This is a genomic window from Streptomyces sp. NBC_00091, assembly GCF_026343185.1.
In the GTDB taxonomy this organism is placed as follows: domain Bacteria; phylum Actinomycetota; class Actinomycetes; order Streptomycetales; family Streptomycetaceae; genus Streptomyces.
Map to the genome: position 1 here is coordinate 4759628 of NZ_JAPEMA010000001.1, position 18052 is coordinate 4777679.

General features: G+C 71.4%; 18 protein-coding genes. 8 read left to right on the forward strand and 10 right to left on the reverse strand.

What is annotated here, in order from left to right; genetic code table 11:
- Positions 1-39: 39 nt before the first annotated feature.
- The 5 genes from OOK34_RS21995 to serB form a co-directional block, all read right to left on the reverse strand.
- Positions 40-873, reverse strand: a complete 834-nt coding sequence (locus OOK34_RS21995; RefSeq protein ID WP_267035572.1) for a tryptophan 2,3-dioxygenase family protein — start codon at positions 871-873, stop codon at positions 40-42.
- Positions 866-1813 carry a diiron oxygenase gene (locus tag OOK34_RS22000; RefSeq protein ID WP_267035573.1) on the reverse strand — a complete coding sequence of 316 codons (948 nt, stop codon included), beginning with the start codon at positions 1811-1813 and terminating at the stop codon, positions 866-868. The genes OOK34_RS21995 and OOK34_RS22000 overlap by 8 nt, the downstream gene beginning before the upstream one ends.
- Positions 1810-3087, reverse strand: a complete 1278-nt coding sequence (locus tag OOK34_RS22005) for an aminotransferase class I/II-fold pyridoxal phosphate-dependent enzyme (protein ID WP_267035574.1) — start codon at positions 3085-3087, stop codon at positions 1810-1812. Before OOK34_RS22005 ends, OOK34_RS22000 begins: the two co-directional genes overlap by 4 nt.
- Complete coding sequence (locus tag OOK34_RS22010) at positions 3087-3893, reverse strand: SDR family NAD(P)-dependent oxidoreductase (RefSeq protein ID WP_267035575.1); 807 nt, start codon at positions 3891-3893, stop codon at positions 3087-3089. Before OOK34_RS22010 ends, OOK34_RS22005 begins: the two co-directional genes overlap by 1 nt.
- A 210-nt stretch (positions 3894-4103) precedes the next feature.
- Positions 4104-5303, reverse strand: coding sequence for a phosphoserine phosphatase SerB (serB, locus tag OOK34_RS22015; RefSeq protein ID WP_267035576.1), 1200 nt, complete (start codon positions 5301-5303; stop codon positions 4104-4106).
- Between the two features lie 470 nt (positions 5304-5773).
- Here serB and OOK34_RS22020 point away from each other — a divergent pair, with 470 nt between their 5' ends.
- Positions 5774-8299 (forward strand): FHA domain-containing protein, encoded by a 2526-nt coding sequence (locus tag OOK34_RS22020; protein ID WP_267035577.1) that lies wholly within the window; start codon positions 5774-5776, stop codon positions 8297-8299.
- An 89-nt stretch (positions 8300-8388) separates the two neighbouring features.
- On the opposite strand, the gene OOK34_RS22025 is transcribed toward OOK34_RS22020, so the two are convergent.
- Positions 8389-9027 (reverse strand): transglycosylase SLT domain-containing protein, encoded by a 639-nt coding sequence (locus OOK34_RS22025; protein ID WP_267035578.1) that lies wholly within the window; start codon positions 9025-9027, stop codon positions 8389-8391.
- A gap of 472 nt (positions 9028-9499) precedes the next feature.
- Between OOK34_RS22025 and OOK34_RS22030 the strand changes: the two genes are divergently transcribed.
- From OOK34_RS22030 to OOK34_RS22040, 3 genes are all read left to right on the forward strand, one after another.
- Complete coding sequence (locus tag OOK34_RS22030; protein WP_267035579.1) at positions 9500-10648, forward strand: GAF domain-containing sensor histidine kinase; 1149 nt, start codon at positions 9500-9502, stop codon at positions 10646-10648.
- A complete protein-coding gene (locus OOK34_RS22035) occupies positions 10641-11312 on the forward strand; it encodes a response regulator transcription factor (protein ID WP_267035580.1) in 672 nt (223 codons plus the stop codon). The genes OOK34_RS22030 and OOK34_RS22035 overlap by 8 nt, the downstream gene beginning before the upstream one ends.
- Before the next feature lie 128 nt (positions 11313-11440).
- Positions 11441-11686: a chaplin gene (locus OOK34_RS22040; protein WP_323183491.1), complete on the forward strand. Its 246-nt coding sequence runs from the start codon at positions 11441-11443 to the stop codon at positions 11684-11686.
- Between the two features lie 74 nt (positions 11687-11760).
- Here OOK34_RS22040 and OOK34_RS22045 read toward each other — a convergent pair whose 3' ends face one another.
- Positions 11761-12540, reverse strand: coding sequence for a hypothetical protein (locus tag OOK34_RS22045; protein ID WP_267035581.1), 780 nt, complete (start codon positions 12538-12540; stop codon positions 11761-11763).
- 133 nt (positions 12541-12673) lie between these two features.
- On the opposite strand from OOK34_RS22045, the gene OOK34_RS22050 reads away from it, so the two are divergent.
- From OOK34_RS22050 to OOK34_RS22065, 4 genes are all read left to right on the forward strand, one after another.
- Positions 12674-13474 carry an ABC transporter ATP-binding protein gene (locus OOK34_RS22050; protein WP_267035582.1) on the forward strand — a complete coding sequence of 267 codons (801 nt, stop codon included), beginning with the start codon at positions 12674-12676 and terminating at the stop codon, positions 13472-13474.
- A 65-nt stretch (positions 13475-13539) separates the two neighbouring features.
- Positions 13540-13968 (forward strand): NfeD family protein, encoded by a 429-nt coding sequence (locus OOK34_RS22055; RefSeq protein ID WP_267035583.1) that lies wholly within the window; start codon positions 13540-13542, stop codon positions 13966-13968.
- Between the two features lie 85 nt (positions 13969-14053).
- A complete protein-coding gene (locus OOK34_RS22060) occupies positions 14054-15028 on the forward strand; it encodes an SPFH domain-containing protein (RefSeq protein WP_267035584.1) in 975 nt (324 codons plus the stop codon).
- A gap of 97 nt (positions 15029-15125) precedes the next feature.
- Positions 15126-15896: a sulfite exporter TauE/SafE family protein gene (locus tag OOK34_RS22065; RefSeq protein ID WP_267036861.1), complete on the forward strand. Its 771-nt coding sequence runs from the start codon at positions 15126-15128 to the stop codon at positions 15894-15896.
- Positions 15897-15968: 72 nt separating this feature from the next.
- Here OOK34_RS22065 and OOK34_RS22070 read toward each other — a convergent pair whose 3' ends face one another.
- The 3 genes from OOK34_RS22070 to OOK34_RS22080 form a co-directional block, all read right to left on the reverse strand.
- Positions 15969-16472, reverse strand: coding sequence for an HNH endonuclease (locus OOK34_RS22070; RefSeq protein WP_267035585.1), 504 nt, complete (start codon positions 16470-16472; stop codon positions 15969-15971).
- 149 nt (positions 16473-16621) lie between these two features.
- The gene (locus tag OOK34_RS22075) at positions 16622-17155 is read right to left on the reverse strand and encodes a YbhB/YbcL family Raf kinase inhibitor-like protein (protein WP_267035586.1); all 534 of its coding nucleotides are present in this window, start codon (positions 17153-17155) and stop codon (positions 16622-16624) included.
- A 39-nt stretch (positions 17156-17194) separates the two neighbouring features.
- Positions 17195-17977 carry a sporulation protein gene (locus tag OOK34_RS22080; RefSeq protein ID WP_267035587.1) on the reverse strand — a complete coding sequence of 261 codons (783 nt, stop codon included), beginning with the start codon at positions 17975-17977 and terminating at the stop codon, positions 17195-17197.
- Positions 17978-18052: the final 75 nt, after the last annotated feature.

Genomic DNA, 18052 nt, shown 5'->3' on the forward strand with positions numbered 1-18052 from the left:
CGGGAGCCCGGGGCCCGCGCCCCGGGCTCCCGTACGCGCTCACCCCATCGGGCACCGGGCCGGCAGCTCCGGGAGGCCCGCCTCCCGGGCCTCCCACAGCTCCGGGTAGAAGCGCCGGTACACGGAAGCCCGCAGATGGGCCGTCCCGCTGCTGCCGCCCGTCCCCGGCCGCCCCCCGATCTGCCGCTCCACCAGCAGGGCGTGGCAGGCCCGCCACTCGGTCCAGATCTCGTCGTGGTCGACCAGCGCCTCGGCCAGCTCCGCCAGCCCGGCCCACTCCGCCGGATCGCCCTCCTCCGGCCGCGCCGCGAGCCGCGCGTACGCCTCCCAGCGGTCCTCCCGCGTCGCCACCGCGAAACCGGCCTTGGACAGCAGTCCCACGAACGCCTCCCACAGGGTCGGCTCCCCGAGCCGCCCGCGCAGCCGCTCCCGCTCCTGCGGGCCCAGCCCGGAGATCACCCGGGAGCCGTACTCCCCGCCCACCCAGTCGGCGCCGCACAGCGCCGCGATCTCCACGTACTGCGCGGACTGCTGCCCGCTGCTGCCGCCCAGCGCCCCGCGGAAGGCGTGGAACTCCCGCGGCGGCATGGCCCGCAGCGGATGGATCGCGGAGACCGACGCCCGGGTGACGGCCACGGCCCGCGCCAGCTTCGCCCGGGCCGCGCGCGGATCACCCTCCAGCATCCGGTCACGGGCATCGCCCAGGTCCCGCAGCAGCTGGCCGAACCACAGCTCCTGCACCTGGTGGACGGTGATGAACAGCAGCTCGTCGGCCACCCCGTCGGCCAGCGGCACCTGGAGCGCCAGCAGCTCCGGCAGGCGCAAGTAGTTGGAGTAGGTCACAGCGTTGGAGTAGGTCACGGCGTCAGACATCGATGTCCTCCGGTGCGCGCAGTCCGTGGGCGGCGAACGCGTCCGTGACACCGGGCAGGTCGAAGGCACCGACCTGGGCGCACAGCCGCAGGGTGGAACGGGAGATCGTCTGGATGCGGTCCACGCCCGCACTGCCGCCGTAGCTGTCCGCGAGGACGGCCTCGACCCGGTCGTCGTCCAGCCCCGCCAGCCGCAGCGACACCCGCACCGGCTCCAGGTCCCAGTCGAGCGCCGCCCGGATCATGGCGGGCAGCGCACGGGCCGCGAGCACCCGGCGCCGCCCGTCGAGCCGGGCCCACAGCTCCAGGAAGAACGCGGAGAAGAAGCGGTGGTGGCGCCCCTCGTCCTTGGCGTGGTCGCGCATCAGCTCGCGCACGGTGCTCACCACGGTCGGGTCCTGCGGCACCTCGTTGAGTACGGCCGTGATCAGCGTCTCGAAGACCACCGCCTGCAACTGCCCGGCCAGCACCGGGTCCTCGGGCAGCAGCCGCCGGCCCGTGTCCTGGAGCGCCGTGACGAAGCCGCCGTAGTCGACGTCCGGTACGGCGATGCCGGTCACGGCGGCCACCTGGTCGGCCAGGTCGAGGCTGTACAGGGCGTGGTAGCCCTCGTCGCAGTACACCTTGAAGGCGTCCATCCGCAGCGCGGTGGGGAAGTGCAGGCCGGAGTTGCCGTTGGCGACCGGTTCGGCGGCCCCGTTGACCACCCGGGTCTCCAGATGGGTGGTCGAGTGCAGGAACTGGTACAGGTGCCGTACGGAGATCTCCCGGACCCGCTGCGGGGCCAGCGCCTTCACCTCGGGGTGGGACAGGTGCGGGACCAGGGCGTCCGGGAAGAAGATCCGGCCCTGCTCCGCCTCGGCGTGGAAGATCCGCCGTACTCCGCCGCGTACGCCGGCGGTCTCGTACCAGCGGTCGAGGGGGCCGGGGGCGGTGCTCATGGGCGCGATCCGTTCGATGCGATGGGAGAAGGGGAGGGGGAGGAGGGGGAGCCCAGGTGGGCGGAGATCCGGCGGACCGCCTCGGCGACCAGCGGGGCCTCGACGGTGTGGCACAGCCGGAACCAGCCGGGCTCGGGCGAACGGAACGCCCCGCCGGGCAGGATGCTGACCTTCGCCTTCTCGAACAGCTCCCGCCACAGCAGCTCCTCGGCCTCGAAACCGGTGCCGGGCAGCCACCGGCCGAGGTCCAGCCAGACGGAGAACCCCGCCTCGGCCGGGGCGTACGGGATCCCGTGCTCCTCCAGCAGGGCGACGAGGTGCTCGTACGAGGAGGCCAGCCGCCGCCGGCCCGCCGAGAGGAAGGAGGCCACCCACGCCGGATCGGCGAGCAGCCCGGCGAGGGTCTCCTGGGTGGCGGTGGAGACGGGCGCGAAGTAGGCCATGGCCCGCGCGGCCGCCCGTACCCGGGGATCGCGGGTGTGCAGGACGCCGGTCTTCAGGCCGGGCAGCCCGAAGTCCTTCGCGAAGCCCCAGACCACATGGGTGCGTTCGGCCCAGTCGGGGTTGACGGCCGGGTCGGCGGCGCTGGTGAAGGCGTGCTCGCCGAAGACCGCGTGGGCGTAGATCTCGTCGGAGATCAGGTCCACGTCGTGCGCGCGGACCACGCGCAGCAGGGCGGCGAGCACCTCCGGCGGGTGCACCTCGCCGATGGGGTTGGAGGGGGAGGAGAGCGCGACGGCGCGTACGGTGATCCCCCGCGACCGGGCCTCCTTCAGAGCCCGGTCGACCGCTTCGGCCGTCAGCCGGAACCCGTCGGCGGCGGAGAGCGGGGCGGGCAGGATCACGGCGCCCGAACGGCCGCCGAGATCGGTGTCGAAGGCCCCGTAGTAGGGGGCCGGCACCACGATGGCCTCGCCGGGGTCGCACAGTACGGAGGCGATGGCGTCCAGCGCCCCGGTCGCCCCGCTGATCACCACCAGGTCCTCCGCGTCCAGCGGGGTACGGCAGGTCGCGGAGAGCAGCCCGGCCACGCGCTCGCGCAGTACGTCGGTGCCGTGCAGCGGCGCGTACCGGGTGGTGGCCTCGGTCATGGGCGCCAGCGCGGCCAGCCGGCCCTCCAGCAGGTCCCAGAGCAGCCGGTTCTCGGCGGTGCCCAGGTTGAGGTAGCCGTCGGGGCGGGTGCGCGCGTCGTACGGTTCGGCCTCGGCGCGGAAGTGGGCCTCGGCGATCGCCGGGGTGTCGGCGAGGAGCCGGGCGGCCTGGCGGGAGACCATCAGGCCCTCCCGCTGTCGACACCGGCACCGGTGAGCAGGCCCGGGTGCACGCCGAGGCCCATGGAGGCGTCGATGACGGCGCCGTGCAGGGGCGCGGAGTGCGCGCCCGCCAGCCACCACACCTGCTCCGCCATCTCCTGGGAGGTGATCAGGCGCCCCTGGGGGAGCCGCGCCGAGAGGGCGGCCCGCTCCTCGGGCGTGAGCTTGTCCAGGGTGCTGGCCTGGAACATCGTGGTCTCGACCGCGCCGGGGCACAGGGCGAAGACCTGGACCGGGGTGTGCACCAGCTCGGCGGCGAGGTGGCGGGTCATGTAGGTGAGAGCGGCCTTGCTCATTCCGTCGGCGGGGTGGAAGCCGGGGAACTGGAAGATTCCGCCGCCCACGCTGGAGATGTTGATGATCTTTCCGAAGCCGCGCTCCAGCATCCCGGGCAGCAGCTGCTCGGTGAGCCAGAGCGGGCCCACCGCGTTGATCTGGAAGAAGGCCGCTGCCTTGTCCTGCGGTCCGCCGTCGGTGTAGTGCTCGATGGTCTTCGATCCGACGGCGGCATTGTTCACCAGGACGTCGACGGGTCCCGGCAGCCGCTCGAGCAGCTGCTCGTGCTCGTCCCAGTCCCCCTGGCTGAAGGGGAAGGCCTCGACCTTGGCCCGGCCGGTGAGGGCCAGCTCGTGCACCAGCTCCTCGGCCCGCTCCCGTCCGTTGCGGTAGGTGAACCAGACCGTCCAGTCCTCCTCCGAGGCGAACCTCTCCACGCAGGCGCGGCCGATGCCGCCCGAGCCTCCGGTGATGAGCACACTGCGAGTCATCGTCGTCCCCTTGAACGATCAAGGCTGACCGATCGGCGCTGTCGTGATCCGGCAGCGCGGTCGGAGAATTGATCTCAAGTGGACGGGACCGAAAGCCAGTTCGGATCGCAGGCTCCTGGACTCCGCCTCGCGCGCGGACCAGGGACGACGCACGCCCGGCCGGAGGAATCCGGCCGGGCGTGCGGGGCGGACCGCCTGCGCGGCGGGGCCTCAGGCCAGGTCGGCCGCTTCGACTTCCTCGCGCGTGATGCCGAGCAGGTACAGCACCGCGTCCAGGAAGGGCACGTTCACGGCGGTGTGAGCCGCCTCGCGGACCACCGGCTTGGCGTTGAAGGCCACACCCAGCCCGGCCGCGTTCAGCATGTCCAGGTCATTGGCGCCGTCGCCGATCGCCACCGTCTGGGCCAGCGGCACCCCGGCCTCGGCGGCGAAACGGCGCAGCAGCCGGGCCTTGCCCGCCCGGTCCACGATCTCGCCGGTGACCTTGCCGGTCAGCTTGCCGTCGACGATCTCCAGGGTGTTCGCCGAGGCGAAATCCAGCCCCAGCCGCTCCCGCAGGTCGTCCGTCACCTGCGTGAAGCCGCCCGAGACCACACCCACCTGGTAGCCCAGCGTCTTCAGCGTCCGGATCAGGGTCCGGGCACCGGGCGTCAGCCGCACCTCGGCACGGACCTTGTCCACCACCGACGCGTCCAGCCCCGCCAGCAGCGCCACCCGGGCGTGCAGGGACTGCTCGAAGTCCAGCTCACCGCGCATGGCCCGCTCGGTCACCTCGGCGACCTCGGCCTCGCAGCCCGCGTGCGCGGCGAACAGCTCGATGACCTCGTCCTGGATCAGGGTCGAGTCCACGTCCATGACCACCAGCCGCTGCGCCCGGCGGTGCAGCCCCGCCGACACCACGGCCACGTCGACGCCGATCTGCGCGGCGGTGGTGGCCAGGGCGGTGCGCAGCGGACCCGTCTCGACGCCGGAGACGGCGAATTCGACCGCCGTCACCGGATACTTGGCGAGCCGGAAGATACGGTCGATGTTGCCGCCGGTCGAGGTGATCGAGGCGGCGATGGTGGCCGTGGACTCCGCGGTGAGGGGGTGCCCGAGGACGGTGACGTGGGAGCGGCCGCTGCCGCGCGGCCGGTTGTCACCGGTACCGGAGAGGATCTCGGCCTGCAGCTTGAGCGACTCGGCCCAGCTGTGCACGGTGGCCCGCAGCTCGCCCTCGGAGCCGGCCGTGGGCTTGGTGACGAGGACGCACAGGACGATGCGGCCACGGGTGACGACCTGCTCGATGTCGACGACATCGACGGAGTAGGCGGCGAGGGTGTCGAACAGCCCGGCGGTGATCCCGGGACGGTCCTTGCCGAAGATCTTGACGAGGAGGGTGGGGACGTCGGAGGTCTGCGAAGCGCTCATGGTGCCCACACCGTATCTTCCCCACCCCCCACCCCCGGACCCCCGCCCATATTCTGAACGCGCCGGCGTTTGAGGCGCTGGGGGTCTGGGGGCGGAGCCGCCCAGGAGGCGGGGTCCGGGGCGGAGCCCCTGGGGGCACCTCCCAGCGGTAGCTGGGGGAGGAACGGTGGAAGGGCGGGGAGGGGCCGGCCCCGCGCAGCGGCACCCCGACCGGCCGCGCCGCGCCGCGCCACGGCACCGGTTCGGACGGCCGTATACGGCGGGACCGCCGGACGAGAAGTCCCGTATCTCACTCTCCGGGTGACTTTCGACCCCGCCAACAGCCGTACGCGGACGCCTGGAGAAGGCCCCGATTCCACATGTGGCCGCAGGCCTGAAATAGTTCCCCCGGATGTTCGCCATCCCTAGACTCCCTGACGTCGGACTCCCTGACGTCGGGGAGATTCTCGGGGGACTTAAGTGGGGCTGGAGTGCCGGAACTCGTACTGGAATTGAACGGAAGGACTTGGACGCTCGATCCGTCCAGGTCGTACTCGCTGGGGCGCGATCCCCAGGGAGACATGGTGATCGACGACGCCCGGGTGTCGTGGCGGCACGCCACCATCAGCTGGAACGGCCGGGGTTGGGCCATCGAGGACCACGGCAGCACCAACGGCACCTACGTGCACGGCGCTCGGGTCCAGCAGACGGAACTCGTGCCCGGGACGCCGGTGCACCTGGGCAACGCGACGGACGGCCCGCGGCTGAATCCGAGCGCAGCGGCCGCTGCGGCCGCGCCGCAGCCGGCCTACCAGGCCCCGGCCGCGCAGGCGCAGCAGCAGGCGCAGGCCCCGGCGTACCAGGCCCCGGCCCCGCAACAGCAGCAGCCCGCCTGGGACCAGCCGGCCCAGCAGCAACAGCAGCACCAGCAACAGCAGCAGCACCAGCAGCCGTACGTGCCGCAGCAGCAGGGCGGTCCCGCGCAGTCCGCGGGCCCCGGCTACAGCGACCACCGCAGCCCGACGACGTTCCACCAGATCGCCGTCGGCCGCGTCATGCGCATCGGCCGTGCCCTGGAGAACGAGCTCGTCGTCTCCGACCTCCAGGTCTCGCGCCACCACGCGGAGTTCCGCTCCACCGGCGGCCGCTTCGAGATCCACGACCTCGGCAGCCACAACGGCACCTACGTCAACGGTCTGCCGCTTCCCAAGTCCGGCACCGCGATGCTCGGCCCGAACGACATCGTCGGCGTCGGCCACTCGACGTTCCGGATCGTCGGCGACCGGCTCGAGGAGTTCGTCGACACCGGTGACGTCTCCTTCTCGGCCCGCCACCTCACGGTCACGGTCGACGGCGGCAAGCAGATCCTCAAGGACGTCACCTTCGGCGTCCCGGAGAAGTCGCTCATCGGCGTCATCGGCCCCTCCGGCTCCGGCAAGTCGACCCTCCTGAAGGCGCTCACCGGCTACCGGCCCGCCGACCAGGGCGACGTCCTCTACGACAACCGCAACCTGTACAAGCAGTTCGCGGAGCTCCGCCAGCGCATCGGCCTGGTCCCGCAGGACGACATCCTGCACAAGGAGCTGAAGGTCAGCACCGCCCTGAAGTACGCGGCCAAGCTCCGCTTCCCGGGCGACACCGCCGAGTCCGAGCGCGCCGCCCGCATCGACGAGGTGCTGCGCGAGCTCAAGCTCGACATCCACAAGGACAAGAAGATCACCTCGCTCTCGGGTGGTCAGCGCAAGCGCGTGTCCGTGGCCCTGGAGCTGCTCACCAAGCCCTCGCTGATCTTCCTGGACGAGCCGACCTCCGGCCTCGACCCGGGCATGGACCGCGACGTCATGCAGCTGCTGCGCGGGCTCGCCGACGACGGCCGTACGGTCCTCGTCGTCACCCACTCCGTCGCCGAGCTGGCCCTCTGCGACAAGCTGCTGGTCATGGCCCCGGGCGGGTCCGTCGCCTACTTCGGCCCGCCGGACGAGGCGCTGAACTTCTTCGGCTACACCACCTGGGCCGACGTGTTCTCCGCCTTCGAGAACTACCGCGACTACGACTGGGCCGGCCGCTGGAAGGGCTCGCAGCACTACCAGCTGTACGCCGCCGACCTCGACGCGGTCGCGCCGCAGTCCGTGGCCATGCCCTCGCCGCAGCAGATGAACCCGCCGAAGCCGCAGGGCTACGGATCGCAGCTGTGGACGCTGATCCGCCGCTACGTCTCGGTGATCGTCTCCGACAAGGGCTTCCTGGCCCTGATGCTGCTGCTGCCCGCGGTCCTGGGCATCGTCTCCACGCTGATCCCCGCGAAGTTCGGCCTGGCCCCGCCGGTGGCGCCGTCCCGCTTCAACGGCGACGCCGGCACGATCATGCTGATCCTCGCGGTCGGCATGTGCTTCTCGGGCGCTGCCAACTCGGTCCGTGAGCTGATCAAGGAACGCGTCATCTACGAGCGTGAGCGCGCGACCGGCCTGTCCCGGTCCGCGTACCTCATGTCGAAGGTGATCGTCCTCGGCGTGATCACGGCCATCCAGGGTGTGATCATCTGCGCGATCGCCTTCACCCCGCGCAAGCTGCCCGCCGAGGGCCTGTTCATGTCCCCGGCCGTCGAGCTGTGCATCGCGGTCACCGCGCTCGGCTTCACCGCGATGATGTTCGGCCTGGTGATCTCCTCGCTGGTGAAGACCGCCGAGAAGACCATGCCGCTGCTCGTCATGTTCGCGATCATCCAGGTCGTCTTCACCGGCGTGCTCTTCCAGCTGTACGACAAGATCGGGCTGGAGCAGTTCGCCTACCTGATGCCGTCGCGCTGGTCGGTCGCCGCGGCCGGCACCACGCTGAACCTCGGCAAGCTCATGGCGCCGTGGGACCCGGAGAACCCGACCAACACCGACCCGCTGTGGGACCCCACCGCCGGCCAGTGGTTCCTGGACATCTCCGTCCTGGTGCTCCTCGGTGTGATCTGCGGCTTCGTGGTGGCCCGCCTGCTGCGCCGCCACGAGCCCGAGGTCATGCGCAAGTAGCCGGACCGCAGGCACCCACGTGAAACGCCTCAGGGCGGCACCCGGAACTCCGGGGGCCGCCCTGAGGCGCATGGGGGGACGAGGGGCGCCTAGTAGGCGCTGTTCACGTTGTCCATCGAGCCGTAGCGGTCGGCGGCGTAGTTGCACGCGGCGACGATGTTCGCGACCGGGTCGTACTGGTCGAACTTGGTGCCCTTGACGTGGTACGTCTTGAAGGTCGGGTAGATGACCTGGAGCAGACCCTTGCTGGGGATGCCGTTCTGGGCGTTGATGTCCCAGTTGTTGATCGCCATCGGGTTGCCGCTGGACTCACGCATGATGTTCTTGTGGATACCGGCGTAGGTGCCGGGGATGCCTTCCTTCTTCATAATGAAGAGGGCTTCCTTGATCCAGCCGTCCAGGTTGTTCGCGAAGACCGGGGTGCGGGCCGCGGAACGGCTGGCGGCCTCCTTGGCCTCGCGGTCCTTCTTCGCCTGCGCCTCGGCCTTGGCCTTCGCCGCGTCCTTGGCCTTCTGGTCGGCGACGACCTGCTGGGCGCCGACGTGCTGCTGCACCGACTGGGTCCACGCAACCGGAGCGGCCGAGATCGTCTGCGTCTCCGCGGTGGCGGTACCGCCGGGGACGACGGAGAAGGCGAGGGCGGCGGCACCGAGGGTGGCGACACCGGCGATCGACAGCTTGTACGCCTTCGTCAGACGACTGTGACCGGGAGTGCTGGAAGCAGACATGCGGGGCAACCTCTTCGAATAGCGGGGGCCGCAGGAAAGCGCCGCGACGATCGGGGATCCGCGGCGCTGTGCGACGGCAGCCATTCTTAGCGGCGGCAAAATGGCCTGGCAAAGGTGTGACGTACGATCCCGCTTAGTGGATCAGGGCCCCCCGGCCACGTGGCATTTCGTCCCCCGCCGCTAGGCGCAACAGCACTGACAGGGCCTTTACGCGTCCACTACGCAGCTTCGTAAGTGATGTGCGTCCTATGCCCGGGCTCACATCGGGCACGTAACGGTCTCACCCAGAGTTGCGACCGCAATTCAATAGGTGACCGAGCTCCGCCTTTCGGAGGAGGCGCCCGCTGGCAGCCCTCCTCCCCAAGGCAGAGAAGCGGGCCCGCCGCCCCCTCCCCAGGCCGTACACCCTCGGCCCCCGGTCCTACGCCCGAAGCCCGATCCCGCAGGTCAGAGCCGCCGGTACGGTGACCCCATGCACAACGGACCCGCTACGGGAGGACTGGCGGCCGTCAGCACCGCCCTGCTCGCCATGAGCCGCCGGCTGGAGGTCCACGACGTCCTGCGCACGATCGTCGCCTCCGCCCGCGAACTGCTGGACGCCGAGTACGCGGCCCTCGGCGTCCCGGACGACCACGGAGGCTTCGCCCAGTTCGTCGTGGACGGCATCAGCGAGGAGCAGTGGCGCCGCATCGGCCCGCTGCCCCGACAGCACGGCATCCTCGCCGCGATGCTCCACGAAGAGACCCCCGAGCGGCTGGCCGACGTACGCCAGGACCCGCGCTTCGGGGGCTGGCCCGCCGCCCACCCCGAGCTGTCCGACTTCCTCGGCCTGCCCATCCGGGACGGGGAGGAGAACCTCGGCGCCCTCTTCCTCGCGAACAAACGCGGCGCCCCCGGCGGCGAGCGGGGATTCACCGACGAGGACGAGGAGCTCCTCTCCCTCCTCGCCCAGCACGCCGCCATCGCCCTCACCAACGCCCGCCTCTACGAGCGCAGCCGCGAGCTGACCATCGCCGAGGAACGCTCCCGCCTCGCCCACGAGCTGCACGACGCCGTCAGCCAGAAGCTGTTCTCCCTGCGCCTGACCGCCCAGGCCGCCGCCGCCCTCGTGGACCGCGACCCGGCCCGCGCCAAGGGGGAGCTCCAGCAGGTCGCCGCCCTCGCCGCGGAGGCCGCCGACGAGCTGCGCGCCGCCGTCACCGAGCTGCGCCCGGCCGCACTGGACGAGGACGGCCTCGTCGCCACCCTGCGCGACCACGTCCGCGTACTGGACCGCGCCCACACCGCGCGCGTCACCTTCACCTGTGACGGCGTACGGGCCCTGCCCGCGGCCCAGGAGGAGGCGCTGCTGCGCGTCGCCCAGGAGGCCCTCCACAACGCCCTGCGCCACTCCGGGGCCGACCGCGTCGAGGTCACCCTCACCCGGACCCCGGGCGCGGGTGCCCTGCTGCGCGTACGGGACTGGGGCCGCGGCTTCTGCCCGTCCACCGTCCGCAAGGCCGGCCGCCACCTGGGACTGGTCTCCATGCGGGACCGCGCTGCCGGGGCCGGAGGCCGGCTGGAAGTCCGCTCGGAGCCCGGTACGGGCACCACGATCGAGATGGAGGTCCCCGGTGGCTGACACCCCCGGCCACGGCCGGATCCGCGTCCTGCTCGTCGACGACCACCAGGTGGTCCGGCGCGGCCTGCGCACCTTCCTGGAGGTCCAGGAGGACATCGAGGTGGTCGGCGAGGCCGCCGACGGATCGGAGGGCACCGCCCGCGCCGAGGAGCTGCGGCCCGACGTGATCCTCATGGACGTCAAGATGCCGGGCACCGACGGCATCGAGTCCCTGCGGCGGCTGCGGGACCTGGGCAACCCGGCCCGGGTCCTGATCGTCACCAGCTTCACCGAACAGCGGACCGTGGTCCCCGCCCTGCGGGCCGGCGCCGCCGGGTACGTCTACAAGGACATCGACCCCGACGCCCTGGCCGGAGCCATCCGCTCCGTGCACGCGGGGTACGTACTGCTCCAGCCGGAGGTGGCCGAGGCCCTGCTCGCGGCCCAGGACGACCGGGGAGCCCCGGCGGGCCGGCCCGGCGCGCTGACCGACCGCGAACGCGAGGTCCTGGGCCTCATCGCGGACGGCCGCTCCAACCGGGAGATCGCCCGGGCCCTCGTCCTGTCCGAGAAGACGGTCAAGACGCACGTCTCGAACATCCTGATGAAGCTCGACCTCTCCGACCGGACACAGGCCGCGTTGTGGGCGGTCAGGCACGGGATCACGGACCAGCGGGTCGGGTAATGGGCTCAGCTGAGATTCATACGGTCGGGTGTATGTAGCCCACATGGCGTATCCCGACGGGAGGCGCGGCCGTTCTCCATGGCGTGCCGCGACGGCTGGTCGCGGCAGACGTACTGGAGGACGAGAACGTGAAGAACTTCAAGAAGGCCGCAGCCGTCACCATGATCGCGGGCGGCCTCGTCGCCGCCGGCGCGGGTGTCTCCTCGGCGCACGGCGGTGCGTCCGCGGAGGGCGAGGCCCTGAACTCGCCCGGCGTGGCCTCCGGGAACCTGCTCCAGGTCCCCGTGCACGTCCCCGTGAACGTGGTCGGCAACTCCGTCAACGTGATCGGCCTGCTCAACCCCGCCTTCGGCAACAGCGGCGTCAACGCCTGACCCGCGCCACCACCGGCCCCGCTTCCCCCCTCTCTCTCCCCGGGGTAGCGGGGCCGTTCGCGCGCCGCAGGAGGCTACCGGCCCCGCTCCTCCACCGCCGCGTTGTACGCCGCGACCAGCGCCCGCCGCGCCACCCGCTCCACCGGCCGCAGCGCCTCCGCCCGCGCCGCCATCTCGGAGGCCGCCACCGCGCCCCCGTGCCCGCGCTCGTACGCCAGCGACACCATCAGGTCCACCCGCTGCGCCAGCGCCAGCACCCGCACCGCCCGCGCCGGATACCCGGGCGCCAGCACCTCCCGCCCCGCCTCCGCCCGCGCCCGGTACGCCGACAGCGCCGCCTCGGCCACCGGCCCCGACGCCGCCACGTCCAGCCGGGTCAGCACCACCGTCGCCTCGCGCAGCGCCTCGGCCAGCTCCCGCTCCGCCTCGCCGAGCGAGGGCACGTCCGCCGGCGGGGCCTCCCGCACCGGCAGGCAGTGCCACACCACCGAGACGTGCACGTCGCCGGCCGGGCCAGCCTCCGTGACCTCCGGTACGAGACCCAGCGCGGCCCCCGCGCACACCACCGCCTCCTCGGCCTCCAGCGCCCGCGCGTTGAACTCCGGCGGCCCGCTCAGCCCCAGCGGATGCCCCGCCACCGGCAGCGCCACCCGCAGCCCGCTCACCCCGAGCGCCCGCAGCCGCCCGAGGGCCAGCGTGAGCCCGACCGGCCCCGCTTCCCCCGGCAGCCCGGCCACCCGGTGCACGGCGTCCTCACCCACGATCGACAGCGCCGCCTCGTCGGGCGAGACCAGACCGGCCAGCAGAGCGTTCCCCCAGGCGGCCAGCCGCCCTGAACGTGGTTCGAAAAGCATCCCCCCACTTTACGGATCGGCCCCCGGACCCGGCCTGGCGCCCGGACCCCTCCGGGAGTGGCGTAGGTTTTCCCCTGGGGCTGCGCCTGCCGGCGCACAGAGAACCGTGACTGCAAGGGGTGACAACACGCTCATGAGCGATGTTCTGGAGCTGGTGGACGTATCCGTGGTCCGCGAGGGCCGGGCGCTGGTGGACCAGGTCTCCTGGTCGGTGAAGGAGGGGGAGCGCTGGGTGATCCTCGGCCCCAACGGTGCCGGCAAGACCACGCTGCTGAACCTCGCCTCCAGCTACCTCTTCCCCACCAAGGGCTCCGCCACCATCCTCGGCAGCACCCTCGGCAAGCCCGGCAGCGACGTCTTCGAGCTGCGCCCGCGCATCGGCGTCGCCGGCATCGCGCTCGCCGACAAGCTCCCGAAGCGGCAGACCGTCCTGCAGACCGTGCTCACCGCCGCCTACGGGATGACCGCGACCTTCCACGAGGAGTACGAGGACATCGACGAGCAGCGCGCCCGCGCGTTCCTCGACCGCCTCGGCATGTCGGACTACCTCGACCGCAAGTTCGGCACCCTCTCCGAGGGCGAGCGCAAGCGCACCCTGATCGCCCGCGCCCTGATGACCGACCCCGAGCTGCTGCTCCTCGACGAGCCCGCCGCCGGCCTGGACCTCGGCGGCCGCGAGGACCTCGTACGCCGCCTCGGCCGCCTGGCCCGCGACCCCCTCGCCCCGTCCATGGTCATGGTGACGCACCACGTCGAGGAGATCGCGCCGGGCTTCACGCACGTCCTGATGATCCGGCAGGGCAAGGTCGTCGCCGCCGGTCCCCTCGACCTGGAGCTGACCTCCCGCAACCTCTCCATCTGCTTCGGCCTCCCGCTGGTCGTCGAGCGCAACGAACACGACCGCTGGACCGCCCAGGGCCTCCCCCTGCGCTAGGCCGTCTCCTCCGCGAACCGTTCGCGCCCTGTCCGGACCGCGCCCACCCGACCTACCATGACCATGTGGACATCGACGCATGGGTGTGGTGGCTCATCGGCGCGGTCGGACTGGGCATCCCCCTCGTCCTGACCGCACTGCCGGAGTTCGGCATGTTCGCCGTCGGCGCGGTGGCCGCCGCCGTCACCGCGGCGGTCGGCGGGGGAGTGGTGGCCCAGGTCCTGGTCTTCGTGATCGTGTCGGTCGCGCTGATCGCCGTCGTCCGGCCGATCGCCAACCGACACCGCGACCAGCGGCCCCAACACCGCAGCGGCATCGAGGCGTTGAAGGGCAGATCCGCCGTCGTACTCGAACGCGTCGACGGCAGCGGCGGCCGCATCAAGCTGGCCGGCGAGATCTGGTCCGCCCGCACCCTCGACTCGGACACCATCTTCGAACCCGGCCAGTCCGTCGACGTCGTCGACATCGACGGAGCGACCGCGGTCGTCATGTGAGCAAGCAGCCCACCCGCGGCCCCGGGGTCTGCGAGACTCCGCTCAACGGGGCAGCACAGACAGCCGGAAGGGCACGGGGAACCGCATGCAACCGATCATCATCGTCCTGATCATCCTGGTGGCTCTGGTCTTCATCGCCCTGGTCAAGACGATCCAGGTGATCCCGCAGGCCAGCGCAGCCATCGTCGAGCGGTTCGGCCGCTACACCCGCACCCTCAACGCGGGCCTCAACATCGTCGTTCCGTTCATCGACTCCATCCGCAACCGGATCGACCTCCGGGAACAGGTCGTCCCCTTCCCGCCGCAGCCGGTCATCACCCAGGACAACCTGGTCGTCAACATCGACACCGTCATCTACTACCAGGTGACCGACGCCCGCGCCGCCACGTACGAAGTGGCCAGCTACATCCAGGCCATCGAGCAGCTCACCGTCACCACCCTGCGCAACATCATCGGCGGCATGGACCTCGAGCGGACCCTCACCTCCCGCGAGGAGATCAACGCCGCCCTGCGCGGGGTCCTCGACGAGGCCACCGGCAAGTGGGGCATCCGCGTCAACCGCGTCGAGCTCAAGGCCATCGAGCCGCCGACCTCCATCCAGGACTCGATGGAGAAGCAGATGCGCGCCGACCGCGACAAGCGCGCCGCGATCCTCCAGGCCGAAGGCGTCCGCCAGTCGGAGATCCTGCGCGCCGAGGGCGAGAAGCAGTCCTCCATCCTGCGCGCCGAGGGCGAGGCCAAGGCCGCCGCCCTGAAGGCCGAGGGCGAGGCCCAGGCCATCCGCACGGTCTTCGAGTCCATCCACGCCGGCGACGCCGACCAGAAGCTCCTCGCCTACCAGTACCTCCAGATGCTCCCGAAGATCGCCTCGGGCGACGCCAACAAGCTCTGGATCGTGCCCAGCGAGATCGGAGACGCGCTCAAGGGCCTCTCGGGCGCCATGGGCAACTTCGGCCCCCTGGGCGGCGGTTCGACCGGCTTCAACCCGCAGGACCCCGGCAAGGGCGCCCCCGAGGCCGGCGGCTCCGCCGACCGGCGCGAACAGCCCCCCATCGACTGACGCGGCCCTCCCCTTCGTGCATGATCAGTGAGGCCCCTCGACCTTCATGGCGGGGAGGCGACTCACTCACGCAAAGGGGATGGCTCCGTCCATGTCCATGTCCATCTGGGAATCGCTCGCGGTCCTCGCCGCCGGAATCGGCGCCGGCACCATCAACACCATCGTCGGTTCCGGCACCCTGATCACCTTCCCGGTGCTGCTCGCCACCGGCCTGCCCCCGGTCACCGCCAACGTCTCCAACACCCTCGGCCTGGTGCCCGGTTCCATCAGCGGAGCCATCGGCTACCGCAAGGAACTCCAGGGCCAGCGCGCCCGCATCGTGCGGCTCGGCGCCGTCTCCCTCGTCGGCGGGCTCGCGGGCGCCATTCTGCTCCTGACCCTGCCCTCGGACTCCTTCAGCACGATCGTGCCCGTCCTCATCGGCCTGGCCCTCGTGCTCGTCGTCCTCCAGCCCCGCCTCGCCGCAGCCCTGCGCCGCCGCCAGGAAGCCGCCGGAGGCGATCCGGGCCACCCCGACGGCGGACCGGCCCTGCTGTCCGGAATGCTGCTCTCCAGCGCGTACGGGGGCTACTTCGGCGCCGCACAGGGCGTGCTCTACGTCGGCCTCATGGGCCTGCTGCTCCACGAGGACCTGCAACGGATCAACGCCGTCAAGAACGTGCTCGCCGCGCTCGTCAACGGCATCGCGGCCGTCTTCTTCCTCTTCGTCGCGGAATTCGACTGGACGGCCGTGCTCCTCATCGCCGTCGGCTCCACCGTCGGCGGCCAGATCGGCGCCAAGGTCGGCCGCCGCCTGTCGCCCACCGTCCTGCGCGGGGTCATCGTCGCGGTCGGCATCCTGGCCATCGTCCAGCTGCTGCTCCGCTGAGCGACGTACGGAAAATACGTCGCCCAGCGCGGCGAAATCAGCGGCCGGAGCAGGGCGCGAGCAGCGGCGGGACTACGCCGAACGCCCGAGCCACTCGGGCAGCGGCTCCTGCCCACGCACCCCCAGGGCGAGCAGCATCGCGTCCGCCGGGGACGGCACGAAGGGCTTCCGGAGGAGCGGCATCCCCGCCTCCTCCGGAGTCCGCGCCGCCTTGCGGTGGTTGTCCTCGGCGCAGGACGCCACCGTGTTCAGCCAGGTGTCCCCACCCCCCTGAGCCCGCGGCAGCACGTGGTCCACGGTCGTCGCGCGCTTCCCGCAGTACGCGCACCGGTGTTGGTCCCGGACCAGCACCCCCCGCCGTGACCAGGGAGCATGTCTTCGGAAGGGCACCCGTACGTACCTGCACAACCTGATCACCCGCGGCATCGGAAGCTCCATCGTGGCCGCACGCACACGCAGCTCGGGATGCGACTGTTCGACCACGGCCTTGTCCTGGAGCACCAGGACCACGGCCCGGTTCAGCGTCACCGTCGACAGCGGCTCGAAGCTCGCGTTCAGTACCAGCGTGTCCCGCATCTCGCCCACCTCCCGTGTGCAGGCCCGCGACCACCCTGGCGGCAAGGCCCGCAACCACTCTGGCCGCGCGCGCCACGCGGGACAACGCAATAAAAATGCCCGGTCCTGGCCGTCTTTAGACCAGGACCGGGCAAACACCGGGAGAACGATCAGCCGGCCGGCGCCTCGTACTCACCGATCAGCTGCGCGCGCCCCAGCGTGTGGAAGCGCAGGTTGAACCCGACCGCGGCAGGGGACGCGTCCTCGCCGGGACCGAGCTTCTCCTGATCCACCGCGTACACCGTGAAGACGTACCGGTGGCGCTCCCCGGCCGGCGGAGCCGCCCCGCCGAAGTCCCTCGTCCCGTAGTCGTTGCGCACGTGCACCGCACCGGCCGGCAGCCCCTCGAACTTCCCGCCGCCCGCACCGGCCGGCAGCTCGGTGACCGAGGCCGGCAGGTCGAAGAGCACCCAGTGCCAGAACCCGCTGCCCGTCGGCGCGTCCGGGTCGAAGCAGGTCACCGCGAAGCTCTTCGTGCCCTCGGGGAAGCCCTCCCACCGCAGCTGCGGAGAGACGTTCCCGCCCCGCAGCACCTGGGCCTCGCCCAGCTCCGCACCCGGCGCGAGATCCGCGCTGCTCACGGAGAAGGCGTGCACCTCGGGGTGGAAGTCGTGCGGAAGAGGAGCCCTGCTCTGCTCGGCCACTGCTGTACCTCCTGCTCGGAAACGCGTACGGGCCCGAGCCTAGAACCAGTTGCGCTGCGAACCGACCGAGGCGATCCACTGGTTCAGGTACGCCGCCCAGTCGGTCCCCTGGTACGACTGCAGCCCCACCTGGAAGCAGCGGTAGGTGTCGCTGCCCTCGCTGAACAGCCCCGGCTTCTTGTCCATCTCCAGCACGACGTCCATCTCGTGCCCGTCGGAGACGAAGGTCAGCTCGACCTGGTTCAGCCCCCGGTACTGCGACGGCGGCAGGAACTCGATCTCCTGGTAGAACGGCAGCGTCTGCCGCGTCCCGCGGATGTGCCCCCGCTCCATGTCCGCGCTGCGGAAGGTGAAGCCCAGCTGCCGGAACGCGTCCAGGATCGCCTGCTGCGCCGGCACCGGGTGCACGTTGATCGGGTCCAGGTCGCCCGCGTCCACCGCGCGCGCGATCTCCAGCTCGGTGCTGACCCCGATGTTCATCCCGTGCAGCGGCTGGCCCCCGAAGTGGGTGATCGGGGTCTCCGCCGGGATCTCCAGCCCGAAGGGCACCACGTGCAGCGCGCCGGCCTGCACCTTGAAGGCACCGCCCAGGCGCTGCTTGGTGAAGACGACGTCCTGCTTGTACTCGTTGTCGCCGCCCTCCACCTCCACGCGCGCCTGCAACCCGACGGAGAGCCCCTCGATCTGCTGCTCGACGGACCCGCCCTGGATCCGGACCTCGCCCTGGACGATCCCGCCCGGCACGACGTTCGGCTCGGTGATGATCGTGTCCACCGAGGCACCACCGGCACCCAGGCTCGCGAACAGCTTCCTGAACCCCATGCTCAATCTCCCCTATACGGATATACGGATCCAAGGATCTGGCAACCAGATCCGGCGACTACGTCGCGACTACCC